At 62.4% G+C, this 23149-nt stretch carries 18 protein-coding genes; 8 read left to right on the top strand and 10 right to left on the bottom strand.

Annotated elements, in window-relative coordinates; genetic code table 11:
• The first annotated feature begins 98 nt into the window (after positions 1–98).
• The 3 genes from AZF01_RS02585 to AZF01_RS02595 all read left to right on the top strand — a co-directional run bounded on the left by AZF01_RS02585 (position 99) and on the right by AZF01_RS02595 (position 4303).
• The gene (locus AZF01_RS02585; RefSeq protein WP_024706077.1) at positions 99–578 is read left to right on the top strand and encodes a MarR family winged helix-turn-helix transcriptional regulator; all 480 of its coding nucleotides are present in this window, start codon (positions 99–101) and stop codon (positions 576–578) included.
• A 588-nt stretch (positions 579–1166) separates the two neighbouring features.
• On the top strand, positions 1167–2759 hold the full coding sequence (locus AZF01_RS02590) for a hypothetical protein (protein WP_024706078.1): 1593 nt from the start codon (positions 1167–1169) through the stop codon (positions 2757–2759).
• Between the two features lie 239 nt (positions 2760–2998).
• Entirely contained in the window at positions 2999–4303 is a 1305-nt protein-coding gene (locus AZF01_RS02595; RefSeq protein WP_244435477.1) for a polysaccharide biosynthesis/export family protein, read from the top strand.
• A gap of 236 nt (positions 4304–4539) precedes the next feature.
• Here the strand turns inward: AZF01_RS02595 and AZF01_RS02600 are convergent, their stop codons facing one another.
• Positions 4540–4878: a hypothetical protein gene (locus tag AZF01_RS02600; RefSeq protein WP_024706080.1), complete on the bottom strand. Its 339-nt coding sequence runs from the start codon at positions 4876–4878 to the stop codon at positions 4540–4542.
• 165 nt (positions 4879–5043) lie between these two features.
• The gene (locus AZF01_RS02605; RefSeq protein WP_024706081.1) at positions 5044–6075 is read right to left on the bottom strand and encodes a Fe(3+) ABC transporter substrate-binding protein; all 1032 of its coding nucleotides are present in this window, start codon (positions 6073–6075) and stop codon (positions 5044–5046) included.
• A gap of 166 nt (positions 6076–6241) precedes the next feature.
• Between AZF01_RS02605 and rirA the strand changes: the two genes are divergently transcribed.
• The 3 genes from rirA to AZF01_RS02620 all read left to right on the top strand — a co-directional run bounded on the left by rirA (position 6242) and on the right by AZF01_RS02620 (position 9736).
• Entirely contained in the window at positions 6242–6709 is a 468-nt protein-coding gene (gene rirA / locus AZF01_RS02610) for an iron-responsive transcriptional regulator RirA (RefSeq protein ID WP_024706082.1), read from the top strand.
• Positions 6710–6980: 271 nt separating this feature from the next.
• Positions 6981–8612, top strand: coding sequence for an FGGY-family carbohydrate kinase (locus AZF01_RS02615; protein WP_024706083.1), 1632 nt, complete (start codon positions 6981–6983; stop codon positions 8610–8612).
• A gap of 122 nt (positions 8613–8734) precedes the next feature.
• Positions 8735–9736: a substrate-binding domain-containing protein gene (locus AZF01_RS02620; RefSeq protein WP_152534404.1), complete on the top strand. Its 1002-nt coding sequence runs from the start codon at positions 8735–8737 to the stop codon at positions 9734–9736.
• Positions 9737–9748: 12 nt separating this feature from the next.
• Here the strand turns inward: AZF01_RS02620 and AZF01_RS02625 are convergent, their stop codons facing one another.
• From AZF01_RS02625 to AZF01_RS02650, 6 genes are all read right to left on the bottom strand, one after another.
• Entirely contained in the window at positions 9749–11116 is a 1368-nt protein-coding gene (locus AZF01_RS02625; protein ID WP_024706085.1) for an aminotransferase, read from the bottom strand.
• A gap of 70 nt (positions 11117–11186) precedes the next feature.
• The gene (locus tag AZF01_RS02630) at positions 11187–12239 is read right to left on the bottom strand and encodes an ABC transporter ATP-binding protein (RefSeq protein WP_024706086.1); all 1053 of its coding nucleotides are present in this window, start codon (positions 12237–12239) and stop codon (positions 11187–11189) included.
• An 11-nt stretch (positions 12240–12250) separates the two neighbouring features.
• Positions 12251–13534 carry a hypothetical protein gene (locus AZF01_RS02635; protein WP_024706087.1) on the bottom strand — a complete coding sequence of 428 codons (1284 nt, stop codon included), beginning with the start codon at positions 13532–13534 and terminating at the stop codon, positions 12251–12253.
• 2 nt (positions 13535–13536) lie between these two features.
• Positions 13537–14787, bottom strand: coding sequence for a carbohydrate ABC transporter permease (locus tag AZF01_RS02640; protein ID WP_197489630.1), 1251 nt, complete (start codon positions 14785–14787; stop codon positions 13537–13539).
• Positions 14784–16088, bottom strand: a complete 1305-nt coding sequence (locus tag AZF01_RS02645) for a carbohydrate ABC transporter permease (protein WP_244435478.1) — start codon at positions 16086–16088, stop codon at positions 14784–14786. Before AZF01_RS02645 ends, AZF01_RS02640 begins: the two co-directional genes overlap by 4 nt.
• 72 nt (positions 16089–16160) lie before the next feature.
• The gene (locus AZF01_RS02650; protein WP_024706090.1) at positions 16161–17507 is read right to left on the bottom strand and encodes an ABC transporter substrate-binding protein; all 1347 of its coding nucleotides are present in this window, start codon (positions 17505–17507) and stop codon (positions 16161–16163) included.
• Positions 17508–17920: 413 nt separating this feature from the next.
• Between AZF01_RS02650 and AZF01_RS02655 the strand changes: the two genes are divergently transcribed.
• Positions 17921–18715 carry a DUF1206 domain-containing protein gene (locus AZF01_RS02655; RefSeq protein WP_024706091.1) on the top strand — a complete coding sequence of 265 codons (795 nt, stop codon included), beginning with the start codon at positions 17921–17923 and terminating at the stop codon, positions 18713–18715.
• 54 nt (positions 18716–18769) lie between these two features.
• On the opposite strand, the gene AZF01_RS02660 is transcribed toward AZF01_RS02655, so the two are convergent.
• On the bottom strand, positions 18770–20122 hold the full coding sequence (locus AZF01_RS02660; protein WP_024706092.1) for a mechanosensitive ion channel family protein: 1353 nt from the start codon (positions 20120–20122) through the stop codon (positions 18770–18772).
• Positions 20123–20270: 148 nt separating this feature from the next.
• Positions 20271–20876, bottom strand: a complete 606-nt coding sequence (locus AZF01_RS02665) for a hypothetical protein (RefSeq protein WP_024706093.1) — start codon at positions 20874–20876, stop codon at positions 20271–20273.
• A 275-nt stretch (positions 20877–21151) separates the two neighbouring features.
• On the opposite strand from AZF01_RS02665, the gene AZF01_RS02670 reads away from it, so the two are divergent.
• Entirely contained in the window at positions 21152–22921 is a 1770-nt protein-coding gene (locus tag AZF01_RS02670) for an IlvD/Edd family dehydratase (RefSeq protein ID WP_024706094.1), read from the top strand.
• Positions 22922–23149: the final 228 nt, after the last annotated feature.

Raw genomic sequence — 23149 nt, forward strand, 5'->3', positions numbered from 1 at the left:
CGCAGCCGACCCCGTGCCGGGAGAACAGCGGGCGGAGGAAGGATCAGTTGCCACAGCGACGATATTCTGTTTTGACAATGGATAGGTTTGGGGGAGACATGACGAATCTCGACGACTTGCCGGGGCACCTGATCCGCCGGCTTCAGCAAATCGCCGTATCGGCCTTCATGGCCGAGACCGGGGCGGCCGGCTTTGAACTGACGCCGGTGCAATTCGCCGTTCTGGCGCAGCTTTCAAACCATCCCGGAATTGACCAGGCGACGCTTGCCGGGCTGATTGCCTATGACCGCGTCACGATCGGCGGCGTCATCGCGCGACTGGAGGCGCGCGGGCTCGTTGCGCGGCGCGTCAGTCCGTCCGACCGGCGCGCCCGCATACTCAAGCTGACTGATGAGGGCGCCCGCTATCTCGATTCCGTCCGGCCGTCCGTGTTTGAGACGCAGGACGTCATCCTGAAGGAGCTCTCGCCGGAAGAGCGGGAGACGTTTCTCGTGCTTTTGCGCAAGCTGACCGACGCGAACAACGAATTGTCGCGAGCGCCGCTGCGCCGGATCGTTGACGAGACGGCAAGCGATTAGAGCGCCGTGCGTCCATTCGGACGCACAAAGCACGATGCGCTCGCGCGCGTGTGTCTCCGGCCCGAGGGCTCGCTCACGCTCGCCGGAACAGCGACGCCACCAAAGCTATTGTGACGTCGGTCACGCCCTGGGTGCTGACAAGCAATCCCTTCAAGCTTGTCTGATTGCGACTGCGAAGGCCGACCGCGCCTCGCGGCTTGGTTGCGTTTTCGCCCCATTGCGGAATTATGGTTAAGGCGCTGCAAAAATATCACGCCTGTTCGGGCCTGAGCCTTGCAAATTGGGGCTTCCGACAGCAGCTTCCTGCCTTCAAGGCTGTGGAAACGCGGCCAACCTCGGAGTATATGTTTTCTTGAAATCGCCTAAAGCGAGCGTTGCGCGCCTGATTTGCCATGTTTTTTCTACCCTCAGTTTATCGGTTGCTCTTGCATGACGTGCGGTTTCGGACCTCCGCTTGTTTAGGATTTGTTAATGGGCTATCGTCTCCTCGATTTTTTAGGATGTTTTACGATCGGGAAGCGGCGGTTTATGTCCAGAGTATCGAGCCTGGCCGGTCTCTTTCTTTTGCCTGTTTTTTGCGGAGGCTTTTTGAGTCTGGCGGCCGCGCGCTCCGCCGACGCGCAGGTGCTTGAAGGACCCGGTGCCCTGTTTCTCGACCAGACGCCGATCGAAATGATGGCGTCCAACTATTCCAGTTTCGAAACCGGCTATCTTCTGCCCAAGGGCGCGGTCTACCTTCAGTTCGGTTCCGACCAGACGCTGGGCGGCGAAGCGACGGGCACGCAGGTCTATGAGGGGCGGGCGGACTGGGCGATCAGCGATCGCTTTCAGGTCAGCGCCTTCGGCCATGTCTTCGACGATCCGCCGCAATGCGGCACGGCGGCTTGTGAGGAGAATCTCACCTTCCTGGCCGGCGGCGGCGGCGTCAAGTACGGTCTGATCGACAGCTACGGCCTGAACATGGCGGTCGCAGGCTCGCTCGAAGGCGTCTTCCTGTCGGGCGATCTCTATCAGAATGACGGCAACGGAGAATGGGACCTTGCCGGAAGCCTTCAGCTGCCGATCAGCCTGACGGTGACCGATTCCCTGCGGTTCCACGTGACGCCGGGCGTTTCCTTCCTGCCCGACAGCATCAACGGCCAGCCCTATTTCGGAACCGTGCCCTATGTCGGCGCAGGGTTGACATGGCAGCCGATCACCGGGCTTCAGTCCTATGCGACGGTGATGTTGCCCTACGCGACCGACGGCAACACGCTGTCGGGCAGCGGCGGCCTGGAGACGACACCGGTCTGGATGGCCGGCATGAAGCTTGCCGTGACGCCGAAGGCCGCCGTGGACCTCTTTGCGACAAATGGCTGGGGCATGACGCCGGCGACCAGCATCATCGCCTTTCCTCCGAAATCGGATGACATCGCCTACGGCATCCGTCTCAGCTATACGCCGTTTGTCGGCGAGGCGACGCGCGACGTGTATTTCGACAGCTACAGGGCGGATATGCTGAGTCCGGTCACCGAGCTGGAACTGCAGCAGCAGATCGGCGGGATCACGCTAGGAGCCGCCGATACGCTGACCCCCGGCCGCATTCTGGTCGAGGCCGGGATGGGCAACAGGAACTTCAGCGACTTCCACCTCGCCTTCAGTCCGGATCAGGATCTGCAGCTGGATGCCTTCTTCACGCAATATCCCGCAGGCGGGGCGGTCGGAAACGCGCAAAGCCCGTGGAACGATGAATGGTCCTACATGTTTGGCGGCAAGCTGCGCCTGATGGACCAGAAATATGGCGATCTGTTTTCGCTTTCCGGACAGGTTCTCGCCGGGCGCGACGTCAACAAGCCGACCGTGGGCGTTCTTTATGGCGCGCTTCCGGCAAGCCTTGCACTTTCGGAAAAGGCCAGCGTGACGCTGGAATCGAAGTTTGCCGCCTACCACACCGAGCGGATATGGGGGGTCGGCGGCGGTGTCTCCGTCCGTCCGTTCCGCGATCTTGAATTGTTGGGCGAGGTCACGGCTGTCTCGGACGGCGGCGATACCATCTGGTCGGCCGGCGCCCGGTATGACCTCCATGGCACGCCGTTCAGCGCCGATGTCTATGCCACAAATGCAACAGGTCTCCACGGACTCGGCACGATGCTTGCGCAGGATGAGCCGCGGTATGGACTCACGTTGAGATTCGCTTATTAAGGAAGTGCAAATTGATCCGGCGCCCGTATTCGAACCCGTGTCGCCGATCAGTCACAGGACGAAGAAAAAAAGCGTTTGTTTCGGTCGAATTGCCGACTGCCAGGGAGCAGAACCAATTTCTGTTTAATCGTTTTCGAGTATCCATGTATTCTTGCCAGGCGCTTTGCTTGTCTCCTGCGGGGTGATACGTTTTGGGCTTATGTTTAAGGGGCAAGTGACAGCAATTCGGAGAGTTTCAATTGCGTGCCATTACCGTCATTCTCACCGCGATCATCATGACCGGGTGCAGTGCGTTGTACAACGTTTCGGAGGTTCGCCCGGTCGTGGGCGAAACGTCCGTGGTCAAGGTTGTGCCGGTAACGAGCCAGAACGTCATGATGGCGAATGCCATGACGCCCTATACGCCGCGCTCCCTGCCGCCTGTCTTTGACCAGACGGCAACATTGCAGGGTTCCGCGGTGCCGCGGATATCCGCCTACAGGCCGCAGGCGAGACCGGGAGCCGTGCCGACCAAATTGCCGCCGGTGCAGCAGCCCAGGCCCTACCGGATCGGCGTCGGCGATGTGGTGCTTCTGGCAACGCCCACCGCCGAGACGTCGACGCTGAACCAGATCAATGGCCTTCTTGCCGCGCAGAGCGCACGTCAGGGCTACACCGTTCAGGACGACGGGGCGATCGCGATCCCGACCGTTGGCCGGGTCACCATTGGCGGCATGACGCTGGAGGAGGCCCAGTCCGTCCTGTTCCAGAGACTTGTTGAAAGCCAGATCGATCCGAACTTCAATCTGGAGATCACGGACTTCAATTCCCAGCGCGTCGCCGTGGGTGGGGCCGTGGCGCAGCCGCAGCTTGAGCCGATCTCGCTGACGCCGCTTTATCTCGACGAGGCGGTGACTGCCGCAGGCGGCGTCGTTGCCACCGATCCGGAATATGCGACGGTGCGCCTTTATCGCGACGATCAGACCTACCAGATCCCGGCGACGAAGCTCTTTGCCAAGAACGATATACCGAAGGTCCTGCTGCAGAACGGGGACCGCGTGTTCGTCGACACCGAATACTCGGTCGAACTGGCTGAAGGCTATCTGCGTCAGGAGCTGGATCTCGCGAAGTTCCAGCGCGACGTGCTGGAAGAGCAGCGGGACATCTTCGAAACACGCGTTCAGATGGATGCGATCGACAGGGACTACGTCTATGTCTTCGGCGAGGTCAAGCAGCAGGGCCGCTGGCCGCTTCCCTTCGGCCGTTACGCCACGCTTGCCGATGCGATGTTCGAGCAGGGGGGCATCCAGCCCGTCACCGGCAACCCGCGGCGCATCTATGTTCTGCGCAAGAACCGGATTGCGGCAGGCGAGCCCCTCGGGATCACGGCCTGGGCGCTTGATGCGCAGAATACCGCTAACCTCCTTCTGGCAACCGAGCTGCAGCTTCGGCCGAACGATATCGTCTTCGTCGCCAGCCAGCCGATCACCAACTGGAACCGCCTGATCTCGCAGATCACGCCGTCGATCTCGATCCTCGGCACGGCCAACGGCATCCTCGACTGAGGGGCTAGGGCCGCGCTCTAACTTATTGAATCGACGCATCGGCCCGAAAATCGCTTCCGGTTTTCGGGTCGATGCGCTCGTCGAGCGCCGCTCCGTTGCTGCCCGCTCTTGATGCGGCGCGAACCTCCGGGACACCGTTTGGGCTCTCCCGAAAGAGCGACAAACAAAAGCGGCCGGTCGCGGATGCGGCCGGCCTTCTCATATGCAGTCAGATGTTCGGGGAGCCCCGACGCCGATCAATAGCCCGGCGGCAGGATCGACAACTCGTCACAGGTCGCCTCGTTGCCGATCAGCGTATCCCTGATTCCGGCCTGCTGACGGGCCCGCAGGCGGGCGGCATCGATATCGGACTGATCGGCGCCCATTTCCCGCGCTTTCGCATAGATCGCTTCGGAGGCGTTCTTGAGCTTTCTGTCGCCGCGCAGGCTCGTGTAGCTTTCGCAGCGCTGGGCGGCGAGTTCCGCGCGCGCGCCCTGGTCCAGCAGTTCCTCAAGCGGCGTTTCGGGCGGAGCCGTCTGGCAACCGGCGACCGTTACCAAGGCCGCAAAGGCGGCAGCTTTGATCAGTTTGACCATTGTCTTTTCTCCCAACTGGTTCTGCCGCGCATCATAGCGAAAATCCGGCCGTTGTCTGCCGTGTTGCTCGACCCGTCGAGAGAATGGCATGGATGCTGCGGAAACGAAAAAGCCCGGCTGCTTGAGCCGGGCCGGGAAACGTGCCGTGCGTGAGAGGATCGAAGATCATGGGCCGTCGTTGAAGCCGACCTTGTCCACGATTTCCGACGCCTCGCTGCGATGAGCGGCAATCTCTGCCAGCGACAGGTCGTCGGGATGGATCTCGCCGAAGGACCGGACGATTTCGGAGGCTTCCGCGCCAGGCATCACCGGATACTCGAAAACCTGTTCGGCATAGATTTCCTGTGCTTCCGGCGAGGCGAGATACTCCATCAGCTTCAGCGCATTTTCCGGATGCGGCGCGTGTTTGGCCATAGCCATGCCGGAGACATTGACGTGGGTTCCGCGCCCGTCGGCATTGGGAAACAGGATGTCGATCGCTGCCGCCCACTCCTTCTGCTCGGGTTCCTTGTCGTTGGTCATCATCAGGCCGACATAATAGGTGTTGCCGAGCGCGATGTCGCATTCGCCTGACATGATGGCCTTGGCCTGACCCCGGTCGTTGCCGTTCGGGCGGCGGGCGAGATTCGCCTTCAGGCCCTTCAGCCATTCCTCGGTGTACTCGGCGCCGTGGTGGGCGATCATCGAGGCGATCAGGGCGATATTGTAGGGATGCTGGCCGTCGCGGATGCAAATCGCGCCCTTCCATTTGGGGTCCGCCAGTTCTTCATAGGTGATCGGCACCTGGCCGACGCGGTCCTTCGAGGCGTAGACGACGCGTCCGCGCTTGGTCAGCGCAAACCAGTCGCCGTCGGGGTCACGGAACTGCGCGGGGATATCCGCATTGATGACCGCGCTTTCGACGGGCTGGGTGACGCCGGCCTCCTTGGCCTCTGTCAGGCGGCCGATGTCGACGGTCAGGATGACGTCAGCGGGCGAGTTGGCGCCTTCCGCCTTCACCCGCTCGACAAGGCCCGTATCGAGAAACAGCACATTGGTGTTGATGCCGGTCTCGGCCTCGAAGGCTTCAAGCAGGGGGGCGATCAGTTCGGGCTGGCGGTAAGAATAGATGTTGACGTCCTCCGCCGCGACCGGGGCCGCCGCAGCCGCCGTCGCCAATGCCAGAAACGAACCCGCAAGCGCCTTGAGCCTTGTCATTGTATCCTCCTTGTGATCTTTTAAGTTGATTTAATTAATCAGGTATCCTGTGCGCGGTGTCAACCGATCGGACCCCTAGACTTGAGTAAAAATTTCTTCTTTTTGGAATTGTTCCAAATTGAGAAATGCGTTATAAAACTGGAAAGATTCTAAAAAGGAAACCGGTATGCGCCTGACCAAGCAGACGAATTATGCAGTGCGGATGCTCATGTATTGCGCCGCCAACGACGGCAAGCTGAGCCGCGTGCCCGAGATTGCCAAGGCTTACGGCGTGTCCGAGCTCTTCCTGTTCAAGATCATCCAGCCGCTGCACAAGGCCGGCATCATGGAAACGGTGCGGGGCCGCAATGGTGGCGTGCGCCTTGGACGTCCGGCTTCGGAAATCACGCTTTTCGATGTGGTCAGCGTCACGGAGGAGAACTTCTCCATGGCAGAATGTTTCGACGACGCCAACGAGACGGATTGCCCGCTGGTCGACAGCTGCGGCTTCAACGAGGCGCTGCGCAAGGCGCTGAACGCGTTCTTCTCCGTGCTCGCCGAATACACGATCAACGATCTGGTGCGCCGCCGCGTCGACATCTTCAAGCTGCTCAGCATCGAGGAAAACAGGAAGGTCGAAACCTCGGCCGCGTGAGCGCCGGCTCATTCCAGTCCGTGTTTGAAGGCGCCGGGGCATCTCCGGCGCCTTCTTCGTTCCTAAAGCGGTTCGATCCGGGCAGGATGGAGGCGAGTTGGCGCTTGAGCTTACCGGGAGAAAGATGTAGCAAGGAGTGGCTAACTCGTAACAGCAAGGCCGCAACCGCGGTGAATGTCCGTTGCGAAGGTTCGGCGGGCGGCAGGCGGTCACCCTGTCCGGACAAGAAAACCGAGTTGCTCCGCCTGTCTGACGGAGCAGGGAGAGAAGCATGAGCAGTCATTTCATCGGTATCGATGTCGGAACCGGCAGCGCCCGCGCGGGCGTTTTCAACGCGGAAGGACGTCTTCTCGGCGTCGGCAAGAAGGATCTCGCGCTGTGGCGGGAGGCGGGCGACATTGTCGAGCAGTCGTCGAACGACATCTGGAACGCCATCTGCTTTTCGACGAAGACGGCGATCGCCGAAGCCGGCATTGCCCCTGAAAGCGTCAAGGGGATCGGCTTTGACGCGACCTGCTCGCTCGTCGTGCTGGATAGCGATGGCAAGCCGCTTGCCGTCGGTCCGTCGGAAGATGCCGAGCGTAACGTCATCGTGTGGATGGACCACCGGGCCATCGATCAGGCGGACCGCATCAATGCCGGCGGTCATGACGTGCTGCGCTATGTCGGCGGCCGGATTTCGCCGGAAATGGAAACCCCGAAACTGCTCTGGCTGAAGGAGAACCGGCCCGAGACCTTCGCCGCTGCGGGGCATTTCTTTGACCTCGCCGATTTCCTCTCCTTTCGGGCGACGGGATCGACAGAGCGCTCTGTCTGCACGGTGACCTGCAAATGGACCTATCTCGCCCATGAGGGGCGTTGGGACGCCGGCTATTTCAGGGCGATCGGCCTTGAGGAACTCGCCGAGAACGACTTCGCCCGCATCGGTTCAAATGTGGTCGATATTGCGACGCCGCTCGGCGACGGGCTCACGGAAACCGCGGCCGCCGAACTCGGTCTTGTCGCCGGAACGCCGGTCGGCGCCTCCTTGATCGATGCCCATTGCGGTGGCGTTGGCACCTTCGCCTGCGAGGGGCCGAACGGCGAGAACCTGCCGCCGGAAACGCAGATGGCCCTGATCATGGGAACCTCGGCCTGCGCCATGACGCTGGCGAAGGATGCGAATTTCGTCGATGGCGTCTGGGGCCCTTATTTCGGCGCCATGGTGCCGGGCTTCTGGCTTCTGGAGGGTGGACAGTCGGCCTATGGCGCAGCACTCGATCATCTGATCACGCTCCACCCCGCCTATTCCGCCATGCGCGAGAAGGCTGCGGCGGCGGGCTTGCCGCTTCCCGTCTATCTGGAAAAGCGCGCGGTCGAAAAAGCGGGTTCAGCGGAGCAGGCGGCCTTTCTTGGCCGCGATATCCAGGTGGTGCCGGAATTCCTCGGCAACCGTGCGCCCTATGCCGACCCGCAGGCAACCGGCGTCATCAGCGGCCTCAAGCTCGAGACGAGCGAGGACGGTCTCGTGTCGCTCTACGTCGCCGGCCTTTGCGGACTTTGCTACGGCACCCGCCAGATCATCGAGGCGGAAAAGGAAAAGGGCCTGCCGCTCGAAACCATCGTGGTCAGCGGCGGCGCTGCCCAGAGCGCGCTTTTACGGCGCATCCTGGCGGACGCGACGGGGCTGAAGGTTGCGCTGCCCGATACGGCAGAGCCCGTCCTGCTCGGCGGCGCCATCATCGGGGCGGTCGCGTCCGGCCATCACCGAGATCTGGAACAGGGGGCGCGACAGATGTCCTCCATCAGGGAGATCATCGAACCGGCCGGCGGCGCCGTTGCGGCTCTCCACGCAGCAAAGTTCGCGGCCTTCGCGCTGCTGCAGGAGGCAGACCGCAAGATCAGGGCGGCGATGAAGCGTTAGGTCTTCCGTTTCCTGCAGCCTCTGGTTCTGCAGAAATTTGACGGCCTTTTCCCGTGCGCTCGCGCCGGGGCCGCGTTATTGTAGCCGCACGCGGCGCGGGCAGGCAGGACGAAAGACAGGCAATGGCGAAAACCATATCCGAGATTGCGGAGGACACCGGCTATTCGAGGACCACGATCACCATGGTTCTGAGCGGTCGCGCTTCCGAATACCGGATCAGCGCGCGCACGCAAAAGATCATCCAGGATTACGTTGCCGAGCACGGCTACACGATCAACCAGACCGCGCGCAATCTGAAAACGCGGCGCAGCCACACTGTCGGATTTGTCGCGCCGGAGATCGCCAACCCGTTTTTTGCCCGGTTCATGGCGCATCTGGAGGCCTGCTGCCGGGCTGAAGGGCTGGTGCTGATCACGACATCGAGCGGCGAGGATCCGGCGCTCGAGGCGCGCGCCTTGCAAAGCCTTGTGGAGCGCGGGGTCGATGGGCTGGTGCTTGCGCCCTGTGCGCCCCGCGCGCCGGCTGCTGCCCGCAAACGCGGACGGCGCACGCCCATGGTCCTGGTCGACCGGCACTATCCGGGCGATAGCGTCGAGGCGATCACCAGCGACCACAGGGAAAATGCGAGACTGCTCACCGAAGCGGTGATGGCCTCCGGTGCGGAACGGATGGTTTTCTTCTGCGGTCACCCGGATAATCCGGCAATTGCCGAGCGTATCGCGGGTTTCCGCGAGGCGGCGGGTGATGGCGAGACGGCGCGGGTGCTCACGGCGGACGATGACAGCGCGGCGGCGGGCGAGACCATGATGCAGGCTCTGCTTGCCGGCGGCGGAGAGCTGCCTTCGGCTCTTGTCTGTTCGTCGCTGCTTGTGCTTGAGGGCGCGCTGCAATGCCTGAAACAAGCCCGCTCGGCCGTGCCGCCCGAGATGATCATCGCCACATTCGACTATGACGGCTTCCTCGAGCTTCTGCCCAACACCGTTATCGTCATCCGCCAGAACGAGGCGGCTCTGGCGCGCGCCGCCTTCGGCTCCATCACCGCGCAGATCGGCGGCACGGCGGCCGCCGAGGGGACGCGCACGATCGTCGATGCCGAACTGGTTCATCTCAACGCTCAGGCGTGAAAACGGGCGGGGTCACCCGATCTCGGCAAAGACGGCGGCGAAGGTCTCTTCCAGCATGTCGAACATCGCGTCGAGCTCTTCCCTCGTGATGATGAAGGGCGGGGCGAGCACGACGGAAGCGCCGAGCGGACGGCAGATCAGGCCCTTTTCCAGCGCCTTGTTGGCAATGCGCTCGGAAATGCGCAGCTTGCCGTCAAAGGGCGTCTTCCTCTTCTTGTCGGCGACGATCTCGATCGCGCCCATGAAGCCGACGCCGCGCACCTCGCCGGCATGGGGATGCGCGTTGAACCGCGACAGCCGCTCGAGGAAATAGGGCGTCAGCGCGCGGACATTGTCGATCAGCCCGTCATTCTCGATCACGTCCAGCGCCTTCAGCGCAACGGCGGAGCCGAGCGGGCTTCCCGCTGCGGTAAAGCCATGGGGGAATTCTTCCGCCGCCTCGCAAGCCTCTTCCATCTCCCCCGCAAGCCGTTCGCCGAGAATGACCGCGCCCATCGGATAATAGCCGGCGGTGATGCATTTCGAGGCGATGATCGCGTCCGGCTCCATGTCATAAAAGTCGCTGCCCCACATCTGGCCCAGCCGGCCGAAGCCGCAGATTACCTCGTCGGCGACCAGGGGAATGTCATAGTCCCGAAGCACCGGGCGGATCGCCGCGAAATAGCCCTCTGACGGGGGAATGACGCCGCCGGCGCCCTGGACGGGTTCCGCAAACATGCCGGCGATCGTCTCCGGTCCCTCGCGTTCGATCAGGTCCTTCAGGTTGCGCGCCATGCGGTCGCTGAAGTCTTGCTCGGTCTCGCCCTCCAGTCCGTAGCGCCAGTAATGCGGGCAATCGGCATGAAGAAAGCCCGGCAGCGGCAGGCCGAATTCGCCATTGTAGGGCTTTGCCGTCATGGATGAGGTGGCAATCGTCACGCCGTGATAGGCGTTGATGCGGGTGATGATCTTGCGCCGTTCCGGCCGGCCCCTGCGGCGGTTGATCATCCACAGCATCTTCACCATGGTGTCGTTCGCCTCGGAACCGGAATTCGTGTAGTAGACCTTGCCGCTGTCAAAGGGCGAGAGCCCGATCAGCCGCTCGGAGAGTTCGACCGTGACATCGGCGATGCGGCCGAAAAACGAGTGGTAGCCGGGAAAGCGCTCGGCCTGGGCCGTCAGTGCCGCAATGATGCCCTTATGATTGAAACCGGCGACATTGTTCCACAGCCCGGAATTGGCGTCGAGATAGCGTTTGCCGTGGACGTCGAAGACGTGGATGCCCTCGCCGTGGGTGAGGATAACGGGTCCGTTTTCCTTCAGCGAGGGAAAATCGGTAAAGCCGTGAAGGACATTGGCCCTGTCCTTTTCTTCCCACGAATTGCCATTTGCGTCCGCCATGTCCGGTCTCCCTTTTGGAAGGACAGAGCTTTCCCGTGAATGCGCGCCGGCGTCAAGGCGTGGCGGACGTTCAAAGCGAAAGCCCGGCCTCGTTGAAGACATGGATGTGCCGGTCACGGAAGGAAAGGCCGATGTCCTGGCCGCGGATATTGTCCTCGACCTCGTCCGCGCGCACGATCAGCCGTCCGGCATCGCCGCAATCGACATAGAGAAAGGTGTCGGAGCCGAGATATTCGACAATCTCCACCGTGCCGGAAATCTGTCCCTCGCCGGGTTTGACGATATCGATATGTTCCGGCCGGATGCCAAGCGTCGCCGGCGTTCCCTCGGTGCCTTCCGGCAAAGCGCCGCTGCCGTGTCCGGCAATCTCGTATCTGCCGCCGGCACCTGTGCAGGGCAGGATGTTCATCTTCGGCGAGCCGATGAACTGGGCAACGAAGAGGTTGTCCGGCTTCTCGTAGAGTGCGCGCGGGCTGCCGATCTGCATGATCCGGCCGTCCTTCAGCACCACGATCCGGTCTGCCAGCGTCATCGCCTCCACCTGGTCGTGGGTCACATAGATCATCGTCGTGCCGAGGGTCTCATGCAGGCGGGCGATCTCGAAGCGCATCTCGACCCGGAGAGCCGCATCGAGATTGGACAACGGTTCGTCAAAGAGAAAGCCCTTCGGCTCGCGCACGATCGCCCGGCCGATGGCGACGCGCTGGCGCTGGCCGCCGGAAAGCGCCTTGGGACGGCGCTCGAGATAGTCTTCGAGTTTCAGGATATCTGCGGCACGCCCGACTTTCTCCTCGATCTCCCTTTTCGGGCTGCCGGCGGTCTTCAGCGAAAAACCCATATTGTCGCGCACATTCATATGCGGATAGAGCGCGTAGGACTGGAACACCATGGAAAGACCGCGCTCGGATGGCAGCCGGTCGGTCACGTCATCGCCGTCCAGCAGGATGCGCCCCCGGCTCGTCTCCTCAAGGCCCGAGATCATCCTCAGAAGCGTCGACTTGCCGCAGCCGGACGGGCCGACGAAGATGACGAATTCGCCGTCCGCGATCTCGAGGTCGATCCCCTTGATGACCTGCAGGTCGCCGAACCATTTTTCCACGTTCTCGAGCTTGATCGCGCCCATGTGTCTCTCCCTCAGCCTGCCTGCAACATGTCCTCGCCCATTGCCCAGGCGAGGTGGATGGCGGCTGTCCAGGTAAACAGCTTGCCGCCGAGACCCTCGCCGGTCAGCGGGTCGAAATATTCAAAAAAGCCGGATGTCTCGACGGCGCGGCGCGTATCGTTGCGCAGCCGTTCGGCAAGGGCGGTTTCGCCCTTTTCGGCAAGGCCGATGCCGATCATGTAATTGACCACCGACCATATCGGTCCGCGCCAGTAGCGGCGGCTTTCAAATTGCGGGTGGCGCGGATCCCAGCTCGGGAAGCCGAAGGAACAGTGGTCGAGAATAGTCGCGATCTCTGCCGTCAACCGTTTCTGCTGGTCGGGCGACCCGGCATCGGCATAAAGCGCCATGGCGGATGCGTTGGTGAAGGCCGTTGAAAGCGCGCCGGAGCGCAGGTCCTTGGCCACATGACCGCCGACGTCGTCACTCCAGAAACTGTCGCAGCCTGTTTTCGACTGTTTCAGCCAGGCCTCCGCCTCGTTGCGGATGCCGTGTTCGCCAAACTCCCCCGCGAGCTCCGCAAGATCCCGGTCGCCGCGCATCAGCGCGAACTGGACGCAAGGGTCCACCATGAAGAACGGTCCGTTGCGGGCAATCTCCAGATGGTCCCAATGGCACTCATGGCCGAATTTCACGATGGCGAGATAGCGGTTATATTGCTCCGCCGTTGGCCGTTCGGACGGGTCGACATGGGTGATGTCGCGGCGCGGCAGGTCGCCGAGATCGTCGGGCACAACAATCTGGTCCATGCCGATATCCCAGTCCGGGCAATTGTCGCGGCCGGATTCCCACGGATGGATGATGCCGACGACGCCGGTGCCGTCGGGGTCGCGAAAGGCGTGGAACCAGCGGTGCCAGGCGTGGAGCTTGTGGAACAGCGCTCTTGCCCGGTTGCGATCCATCTCGGTGCCGGTCTGCATCATCGTCAGCATTGCGCTTGCTGCCACCGGCGGCTGGGAATGGCCGGAAGAGGGCGGCACAGTGTTTGATTTCCACATTTCCGGGCCCGGAAAATAATCCGGATCTGTCTTGTGGAAGATGATATGCGGCACCATGCCGTCATCCCACTGGCCGGAGAACAGCGTTTCGATTTCTTCCCAGGCGCGGTCGCGGTCGAAAGTGGCAAAGCCGAGGGCGGCAAAGACGGAATCCCACTCCCACTGATAGGGGTAAAGCCTTGCTGTCGGCACCGTATAGCCGCCGCGATCGTTCATGCGCAAAATGTCGATGGCCTGCTGTTTCAGCGATTGATGCATTGTCAGCCTTTCACGCTGCCGGCGGTCAGCCCCGCCACCAGGAAGCGTTCGAACCAGAGGAAGATGAACAGCACCGGCACGGTCGCGATCACGGCGCCCGCCATCAGGTGCTGTCTCGGCACTTCCGATGAATTGAGCGAGACGACCCCGCGCGAGAGTGTGAACATGTTGACGTCATCAAGGAACATGAAGGCGAACAGGAACTCGTTCCAGGCGATCATGAAGACATAGAGCGCGACCGAGGCGAGCGCGGGAAGCGCCAGCGGCAGCGTGATCTTGAGGATCACGCCGGGCCGCTTCAACCCGTCCATCAGCCCGGCCTCCTCCAGTTCGGACGGCAGGCCGCGGAAATAGCCCTGCAGCATGTAGAGCGCAACGGGAATGGTGGTGGCCGGATAAACGATCATCAGCCCGACAAGCGAATTTCTCAGGCCCACCTGTGAGAACACCGAATAGAGCGGGATCACCAGCACGATCGCCGGCACCATATAGATCAGCAGGATCGAGCGTGACAGGAAGGCCTGTCCCGGAAAGTTCAGCCGCGCCACCGCATAGGCGCCGGGCACAGCGAAGGCCAGCGTGATGATAACGGTCGCGACGGACACGATCGCCGAATTCATCAGGAAGGTGCCGAAGGAATAGACGGTGAAGAGTTCGATATAGGAGCTGAACAGGCCGGAAAGCCCCTGGCTCAGGTCGATCGAGAGGTCCAGCGGATTGGAGATCAGCGACTGCTGGCTTTTGAAGCTCGTCATCACCATGACATAGAAGGGCAGGGCGACGACGATGGTGAAGACCGTCAGTCCCAGTCCCTTCATGAAGCGCAGGAAGATCACCTCCAGATGATAGCGCGCCAGATTGCCGGAGGACTGGTCGTGGAGGGCCGCGACGATCGACCACCACAGCGCGACGAGGAAGGCGGCAAGGGCGATCAGCTGCGGCCCGGTCGTATAGGCGAGCGACAGGCCGAACGGCTCGCCGAAGGTCAGCAGCATCAGCACGGCGAAGATGGCGATCACCATGGTCGCCTGCACGCGCGGTCCCCGGCTCTTCGGCCGGTCGCGCGTCTTCACCGGCGCAAGCACATAAATCGCTGCCCCGATGGCGCCGGCAAGGGCGGCAATGGCAAGCGGCGGCGCGGTCGATTGCCCGGAAAACAGCGTGAAGACGAGGCCGACGACGATCATCCAGACGATGCCCCAGAAGGCGCCCAGGAGAATAGCGGCGACGAAACCGGTTCCGATACGCATCATCCATCATCCTGCGGTGAGAACTTGAAGAAGATCAGCGAGAAGACCAGAAGCACGACGAAGACGACGACGGCGACGGCCGCGCCCGCGCCGAGATTGGAAACGGCAAAGGCCTGCTCATAGACATCGACCGTCAGCGTGCGGGTGCCCGCCGCGCCGCCGGTCAGAAGGAAGATGTCGTCGAACTTGTTGAAGGTCCAGATGAAGCGCAGCAGGAACAGCACGGCGAGGATGCCGACGAGCTGCGGCAGCGAGATGTACCAGAACTGCTGCAAGGGCGTCGCGCCGTCGATTTCGGCTGCCTCGTAGACATCGGTGGAAAGCGCCTGCATGCGCGCCAGGATGAACAGGAAGGACAGCGGAAAATAGCGCCATGCTTCAAATGCGATCACCGTCGTCAGCGCCACCGGGAACTGGAAGGTGAGACCGAAGATCGAGATGTCGACATCGCGCTGGCCGAAGAAATCGATCGGCGCGCCGATCATGCCGGAGCGCACCAGAAGCGCGTTCAGCGTGCCCGAATAGGGATCGAGCAGGATGATCCAGGTAAAGGCGACGGCAATCACCGGGGCCACATAGGGAAACAGGAACAGCCCCCGCAGCACCGAGCGTCCCTTGAAGCTCTGGTTCAGAAGCTGGGCCGCGAAAAGCCCCAGCACCAGTGCGCTCGCCGTGCCGAACACCGTGTAATAGAAGGTGACGCGCAGCACTTTCCAGAAATCGGGCGAGGAGAAAATGCGCGAGAAGTTCTCAAGCGTGAACGAGAAATTGGTGAGGATATTGTCCGACGTGCCGAAGGCCTCGGCCGGGCTGTCGCGCGGTTCCACGGGCGAGGTCAGATAGGCGGTATCGGCAATCACCTGCAGGCGAATACGGTCGCGGAATTTCTCCGGCAGATCGCCGAGCGTGCAGGTCAGCTCGCGCCCGGAAAGCGCGCAGCGCTCGTCCAGCCCGGTGACTTCGAGGCCGTCGGGGATGATGTCGACAAAGCCCGCCTCGTAGATCGAGGCTTTCTGGGAGGTGTTGCGCAGCCGGTATTCGAGCTCGGCCGTGTCTCCGGCCTGTTCGAGGTCTCCGCGCAGGCGCTCGTTGATGTTCAGTTCCGGCGGGCGCAGGTCCGACAGCGTGACCGGTTTGAACGAAATCCAGAAGTTGGCGATCAGCGGCAGGAGCACGATCGCCAGCACGATCAAGAAAGTCGGCGCCAGCATCGAATAGGCAAAGCGCATCTCGCGCTTGGCCATGCGGCCATAGGTCCTTGGCGGCCCCGGCGTGGTTTCAGCCTTGTCGGTCATGTCGGACATCTGAAAAGCCTTCGGAAAAGAACGGGCCGGGCACTGACGAAGAGCGCCCGGCGGTTTGTTCGGCCTTCGCGATCAGTTGATCCCGGAAAGCTCCGAAGTCAGCTTCTCTACGGCTTCCTCTCCGGAGATTTCGCCGTCGATATACTCGCGCACGACCTGATTGATGATCTGGCTGTTGATCATCTTCGAGGCAAGCGCCAGTTGGCCTTCCTTCACGCCCCAGCGGTTGGCGGTCTCAAGCCCGGTGACGATCTTTTGCACGGTTTCTTCCGGATAGAGATCGGCGAGCGGCGCCTTGCGATCCACGCCGACCGGCAGCGTTGCCCATTCATCGACAAACTTGCTGGGCGCGTCCGCCGTGCCGCGACGGACCGGGAACTTCCCTTCCGGCGCCATGGACAGCGTGTTCATATAGCCCTCGTCCATGGAGAACTTGATGAAGTCCGCGGCGACATCGAGATTGGTCGCATCCGCCGTCACGCCGAGATAGCGGATATCCGCCCAGGCTGCGCCATCCGGATTGGAGGGGCCGGAGAAGGTGGTGACGACATCGGTCATCTGCGCCAGTTCGGTCGAGGTCGGATCGTCGTTGATCGTCGGCGGGGCGCTGTCGCGCAGACCGGCAAGCTCATCGAGGATGAAGGGTGACCAGATGATCATCGCCGCCTTGCCGTCGAAATAGAGGGCGCGCGACTGCTGCCAGTAGAGCTCGCCTTCCGGAGAGGCGTCGGCGAGCGTCTTGTAGAAATCGAGAACCTCGATGGTCTTGGCCTCGTCCAGCGGCTTGAAGCCGTTCTCATCCACCGGCGTCACGCCATTGGCGAGGAAAACATGCTCCAGAACCTGGCTCATGAAGTTCTCGTCGATCTTGGTCGCGGCAACGAAACCGTACATCTCCGGCGGATTGTGCAGCGCCTCGATGGCGGCGGCGATGTTTGCATAGGAATCCGGCGGGGCAAGGCCTGCCTCGTCGAAAAGGTCCTTCCGGTAGATGATCATCTGCGTCCAGCCGTCAACCGGCACTGCGGCCGTCATGCCCTCGAACTCAGCCATCTCGATCGCGCCGGGGGCAAAGGTGTCGATCCCGAGTTCATTGACGATCTCGTCGTTGATTTCCGCGTCCAGAATGCCGGCCTCGGCCCAGGGCAGGACATACTGCACGGTGAGATAGATGACGTCGGGCAGGTCGCCTGCGGCAAAGGCGGCGGTGGCGCGCGTGCCGAGTTCGGATTCCGTCACCGGAATGACCTGCACCTCGTTTCCGGTCTGTTCCTTGAAGGCGTCGGCGATTTCCTGCTGCTTGGCCAGCCGCTCTGGCTGTTCTTCCGTGGTCCAGAAGCGGATCGTGTCGGCCTGCGCCATGGATGCGGCGCTTGCCGAAAGCAGCAATGCCGCCGTCAGTGTCTTCAGTGTTTTCATCGTGTCCTCCAAAAGCTTCCCGTGGAAAACCGGAAATCGGCTTTCCTCCAAAGCCCTGCGCCAGGGCCTGTCCCCGTTACTTCTCGTCCGGCAGATGGGCGAGACAGGCAGGTCGACTTCGCGGCCCGCCGTGAGTTTCCGGCGCATGACGCCGGACGCATCCGAAACCGATGGATCTCCTCCCATCAGCCTCCCGAAGCGGTTTGAAAAGGCACAAGGACTGCGCCGCCGCCTGTCAGAACTTTAGCGCTTTCAGAGGACCGGTCAAGGCAAGCGGCTGCGTTTGACCCCGCACACTGTTCCACTTTCGTAGAATAGAGCTTACGAAATTGCCGCCGCGGCGCACCGTTGCGGCAGGAACAATGGCCTAAACCGCACGTTGCCTTGGAGAACCAGAACAAAGGGAACCTTCAATGGCAACAGGCTCAAGATGGATCAAACACCTGGCCCGCACGGGCTATTTCGCCCGCGGCCTCGTTTATACGATCATCGGCCTGTTCGCGGTGCTGGCGGCGATCGGCGCTGCCGAAAGCAAGGACACCAAGGGCGCGTTGCAGACCCTTCTCGGGCAACCCTTCGGCTCATTCCTGATCGCAATCCTCATCATCGGCCTGATCAGTTACGGCCTCTGGCGCGTGTTTCAGTCGGTCATGGATCCGGATGATCACGGCACCAGCGCGAAGGGGCTTGCCGTTCGCGCCGGCCTTTTCTCCAGCGCCGTCACCTATGGTCTGCTCGCATTCTATGCGCTGTCGCTGGTCGGCATCTCCAATGGCGGCGGAAGCGGCGGCGGCTCGTCGCCGGCAGAGATGCTTGCCGCCTTCGTTGGTTCGCGCCCGGTTTCGCTTGGTCTTGCCGCGATTTTCGGCGGCGTTGCCATTGCCCATTGGGTCAAGGCCTACAAGCGCAAATATGCCGATCACCTGAAGGCGTCGGAAGCGGTCATGGAATGGCTGCACCCGATCTCGATCACCGGGCTTGCGGCGCGCGGCTGCGTCTTCGCCACGCTTTCCGTGATGCTGATCCTGAGGGGGCTTGCAAGCGGCGAGGGCGGTGATACGCCGGGGCTCAAGGATGCGCTGAACTATATCCAGGAATTACCCTTCGGCGCTTTCCTTCTGGCGGCGCTCGGCATCGGCGTCTTGCTCTTTGCCGTCTACTCCTTCGCCGAGGCCATCTGGCGCGAGATCAATATCGAGGATGCGTAGAACAAGGAGCAGGATCACCGGTCGGTGCAGATTGACCGCGCGATGATCCAGCGCTCAGGTCTTGCCGAATTCATTCGGCGCGTTCTCGTCCAGCAGGTCGCCGCGTCCCTTCTGGTGACGTTCCGCTGCTACCCGTCTCCTGAGATCGTTGTCGACGGCCGTATCCTGTGCCGTTTCGGGTTCGGTTGAGGCCGCCGCCGCGCGCGGCTCTCCGGTTGAAAGACTTGAAGAGGGAAGCGAGAGCGCGGTCTGGATGTCGTCGTCAAGGCGCAGGCGATAGGTCGGCTCCGGAAGCGAGAAGCCGTTTGTTTCCAGCGCCCGCTTGACGAGGCGCATCGCCTCCGAACGCGCTTTCAGCAGGTTGGTGGCTGCCTGGTCGACCCAGCCGACGAAAACCAGCACCACATTGGAATCGCCAAGCTCACGGATCCATGCGTCCGCAGCGGGGTCATCGAGAATGAAGTCCTGGCGCGACACCGTCTCGAGCCCGATCTTCAGCGCCCGGTCGAGATCGCTGTTGGCGTCGACGCCGACCTCGAAGGTGAAGCGACGCTGCGGATTGACGGTGTAGTTGACGATCACGCTCTTGAACACGGTGGCGTTCGGAATGCGGATATGGTTGCCGTCGATCTCCATCAGAATGGTGGCGCGCGCCGTCAGGCTGATGACGAAACCCTCGTAATTGTCGATCCTGACGAAGTCCTGCGGGCGGAATGGCTGGCGAACGGAAAGAAGAATACTGGCGATGTAGTTTTCCACCGTGTCGCGCACGGCGAAGCCGACGGCGAGACCGACAATGCCGGCAGCGCCCAGCAGCGTGCCAAGCAGCGCGGTCGCGCCGAGGATATCGAGCGCCAGCACGCCGCCGATGATCATGAAGGCGATCCTGACCACCTGCCGCAGGAGATCGGCGATGAAGGTATTCGGCGCGACCTGGCGGAAGGGCCACCGACGCTTTGCCAGAAAGGCGCCGAAAAGCGCCACAAGCACCCATGACAGCATCGCGACGAGGATCAGCGGGACATAGCTCAGCGCCTGCAAGGCGCGTGCCTCAAGGCGTTCGAAGACCGGCACCAGCCGCTCGCCGACCGAGGTTTCCTCGGCAATCTCGTCGTTGACGGCGACGACGCCGTTGACCCTTTCGGCAAGTTCGGCCGCCCGAGCGGCAAAGCGGGCCTCCTGCACCTTGCCGCGCAGTATAACGACGCCGGACCGGACGGTCGCGTCGACGCTCTCCAGCCCCTCGATCTGGTCGAAAATGCCCATGAGCCGCGCTTCGATCGCGGCATCGGAGGAGGCCGTCACATCGGTTTCAATGCCGGCCTTCTGCGCCTCGGCGACGGCGTAATCCCCCATTCCCGCCGCAAGGGCGAAAAGACACGTGATCAGGGCCAGGAGTGTCTTCATGTCCGGCTATCCCCTCCATACGTCTATCTTTTGCCGCACTGCATCCGTCGGTTCGCGGGCGCTGTGCTGATGCTGCAACGCCGAAAACGGGCCCTGTTCCGGGGCCCGTTTGGCTGCCTTGCGGCTTCGTCCTTCTCGTGACGTATCGTCACGCCTTGCGACGCAGCGCCGCCGGTACGAAACTGTGGACCGACAGGCCCTCATCGCGGTGCTTGCCGCCGGCAACGCCGGCAAACCAGGCGCCGGCCGCGCCGAGAACCGCCCCGGCGGCCGAGCCGAATGCGGTGATGACGGAGGCGTTCTGCGCCATGCGCATCATTTCCTCGGTCATCTCTCCGCTTGCCGATGTGGCGCCGAGGCCGGAGATGGCGGAGATGAGGGCCGCGCCCGCACCGAGTACCAGCGTGGAAAGCGCCCAGACGACAGTGCCGTGAATGCCGTCGCGGAACTCGCTCTCGTCCGCGGTTCCGTCACCGAAATGCGAGCGCATGCGCCCGGCGACATAGCCGCCTGCGGACGCGCTGGCGAAAGCGACGAGGATGAGCCAGAGACCGATCAGGAAGAGCGCCCAGCTGAGGCCATCCTGCGTCGGTTGCGCGTCGCTTGCGGCAAGGCCGATGCCCGCGCCGAACTGGGAAAGAACGGTGGCCAGGGCGCCGGCGACGGCCGCGCCGCCGAAGATCGCGCCCCATTCGAGGTAGGAGACGCCCGGCCTGGGCGCGGTGGTTTTGGGGATGTGTTCCTGTTCTGCCATGACCGGACCCTTATGCCAGGCCCAGGACGGACAGGATAAACATGACGATGACGACAAGGCCGACGAGATAGATGATACCGTTCATAATTGCTGCTCCGTTTGAATTCGATGCCTGTTAAACGGGCGCTAAGGGGGATCGTTCCGAGGGATCGCCTTTTTTCCGCTGGCGTGCTCTCTTCCAAAGGCCGTGCATCGCCCGTCGATTTCTGATCATATGCGGCCGGGCTTCCGGCGGTCGGCCGGTTTGCGGGCCCGAAAGGAATGGGAGAAGACACATGTCGCAACGTCGCCTCAGGTCTCAGGACTGGTTCGACAATCCGGATCATGCGGATATGACGGCGCTCTATCTGGAGCGTTTCATGAATTACGGCACCACGCCGGAGGAATTGCGCTCCGGTAAGCCGATCATCGGCATCGCCCAGAGCGGCAGCGACATCAACCCGTGCAACCGGCACCATCTCGAGCTCGCCCGTCGGCTGCGCGACGGCATCCGCGATGCTGGCGGCATTCCGATCGAGTTCCCCTCCCATCCGCTTTTTGAAAACTGCAAGCGCCCCACGGCGGCGCTCGACCGTAACCTCGCCTATCTTGGCCTCGTCGAGTTGCTCTACGGCTATCCCTTCGACGGAGTGGTGCTGACGACGGGCTGCGACAAGACCACGCCGTCGGCGCTGATGGCGGCCGCCACCGTCAATATTCCGGCGATCGTCTATTCCGGCGGTCCCATGCTCGACGGCTGGCACGAAGGCGAACTGGTCGGTTCCGGCACGGTGATCTGGCGCTCGCGCCGCAAGCTCGCCGCCGGCGAGATCACGCGCGAGGAATTTCTTGAGGCCGCGCTCGATTCCGCACCCTCGGTCGGTCACTGCAACACCATGGGCACCGCCTCGACCATGAATGCCATGGCCGAGGCGCTCGGCATGTCGCTGACCGGCTGCGCGGCCATTCCCGCCGCCTATCGCGAGCGCGGACAGATGGGCTATCGCACCGGGCGGCGCGCCGTGGAGCTGGTCAACGAGAACATCCGCCCGCTCGATGTCCTCACCCGTGATGCCTTCCTTAACGCGATCCGGGTGAATTCGGCGATCGGCGGCTCGACCAACGCCCAGCCGCATCTCTCCGCCATCGCCCGCCATGCCGGGGTCGAACTGAAACCCTCCGACTGGCAGGAGCACGGCTTCGACATTCCGCTTCTCGCCAATGTCCAGCCGGCGGGCGAATTCCTCGGCGAGCGCTTCCACCGTGCCGGCGGCGTGCCGGCCATCATGTGGGAACTGCTCGAGGCGGGACGGCTTGACGGCGGCTGTCCGACAGTCACAGGCAAGTCCGTCGCCGAGAATCTCGAAGGCAGGCAGGCAAGCGACCGGGCCGTGATCCGGCCGTTTTGCGAACCGCTGCAGGAACGGGCCGGCTTCCTGGTGCTGAAGGGCAACCTTTTCGATTTCGCCATCATGAAGATGAGCGTGATTTCCGCGGACTTCCGAAAACGCTATCTCTCCGTGCCCGGCCGGGAAGGCATATTCGAGGGCAAGGCCGTGGTCTTCGACGGGTCGGAGGATTATCACGCCAGAATCAACGATCCGGCGCTCGATATCGATGAGAACACCATCCTCGTCATCCGCGGGGCTGGTCCGCGCGGCTGGCCGGGCTCGGCGGAGGTGGTCAACATGCAGCCGCCGGACCGCCTTATCCGGAAGGGGATCACCAGCCTGCCAACAATAGGCGACGGCCGACAGTCCGGCACGGCGGACAGTCCGTCGATCCTCCATGCCTCGCCGGAAAGTGCCGCCGGCGGCGGTCTTGCCTATCTTCGCACCGGCGATATCATCCGCATTGATTTCAATGCCGGCCGCTGCGACATGCTGGTTGGTGATGCCGAGATTGCAAGCCGAAAGGCGGAAGGCCTTCCCGAAGTGCCGCCGGATGCGACGCCGTGGCAGCGCATCTATCGCGATTCCGTCACGCAGATCGACGAAGGCGCGACGCTTTCGGGCGCCGATACGTTTCGCGACATCGCTTCGCGGCCGCCCCGGCACAACCATTAGGCAAGCGGCCGGCGGGCGGACTTTCCCGCGCTGCGCCGGCCGGATTGCCCCGAAATGTCCGCTGAATACGATATGTTTAGGATTTCAGGCGATGTTCATAATCGATGGCGGCAAATGGACCGCATGGGCACGCCGCGGCCGGCAGTTGCGCCTGCTTTTTCTGAGCGTGGTGCAAACTGCGGCCATTCAGGCGGCGAGGAATGATAGCGCTCTCTTCGGAGAGTTTCT

The sequence above is a fragment of the Martelella sp. AD-3 genome (assembly GCF_001578105.1).
Taxonomy (GTDB): Bacteria; Pseudomonadota; Alphaproteobacteria; order Rhizobiales; family Rhizobiaceae; genus Martelella.

Bases quoted from the DNA above. Each gene is read 5' to 3' on its own strand.
- AZF01_RS02635 (WP_024706087.1), bottom strand. From the start codon at position 13,534: ATGCATCAATCGCTGAAACAGCAGGCCATCGACATTTTGCGCATGAAC.
- AZF01_RS02625 (WP_024706085.1), bottom strand. From the start codon at position 11,116: ATGGCGGACGCAAATGGCAATTCGTGGGAAGAAAAGGACAGGGCCAAT.
- AZF01_RS02605 (WP_024706081.1), bottom strand. From the start codon at position 6,075: ATGACAAGGCTCAAGGCGCTTGCGGGTTCGTTTCTGGCATTGGCGACG.
- AZF01_RS02630 (WP_024706086.1), bottom strand. From the start codon at position 12,239: ATGGGCGCGATCAAGCTCGAGAACGTGGAAAAATGGTTCGGCGACCTG.
- AZF01_RS02620 (WP_152534404.1), top strand. From the start codon at position 8,735: ATGGCGAAAACCATATCCGAGATTGCGGAGGACACCGGCTATTCGAGG.
- AZF01_RS02645 (WP_244435478.1), bottom strand. From the start codon at position 16,088: ATGTCCGACATGACCGACAAGGCTGAAACCACGCCGGGGCCGCCAAGG.
- rirA (WP_024706082.1), top strand. From the start codon at position 6,242: ATGCGCCTGACCAAGCAGACGAATTATGCAGTGCGGATGCTCATGTAT.
- AZF01_RS02670 (WP_024706094.1), top strand. From the start codon at position 21,152: ATGTCGCAACGTCGCCTCAGGTCTCAGGACTGGTTCGACAATCCGGAT.
- AZF01_RS02660 (WP_024706092.1), bottom strand. From the start codon at position 20,122: ATGAAGACACTCCTGGCCCTGATCACGTGTCTTTTCGCCCTTGCGGCG.
- AZF01_RS02640 (WP_197489630.1), bottom strand. From the start codon at position 14,787: ATGATGCGTATCGGAACCGGTTTCGTCGCCGCTATTCTCCTGGGCGCC.
- AZF01_RS02650 (WP_024706090.1), bottom strand. From the start codon at position 17,507: ATGAAAACACTGAAGACACTGACGGCGGCATTGCTGCTTTCGGCAAGC.
- AZF01_RS02585 (WP_024706077.1), top strand. From the start codon at position 99: ATGACGAATCTCGACGACTTGCCGGGGCACCTGATCCGCCGGCTTCAG.
- AZF01_RS02615 (WP_024706083.1), top strand. From the start codon at position 6,981: ATGAGCAGTCATTTCATCGGTATCGATGTCGGAACCGGCAGCGCCCGC.
- AZF01_RS02665 (WP_024706093.1), bottom strand. From the start codon at position 20,876: ATGGCAGAACAGGAACACATCCCCAAAACCACCGCGCCCAGGCCGGGC.
- AZF01_RS02600 (WP_024706080.1), bottom strand. From the start codon at position 4,878: ATGGTCAAACTGATCAAAGCTGCCGCCTTTGCGGCCTTGGTAACGGTC.
- AZF01_RS02655 (WP_024706091.1), top strand. From the start codon at position 17,921: ATGGCAACAGGCTCAAGATGGATCAAACACCTGGCCCGCACGGGCTAT.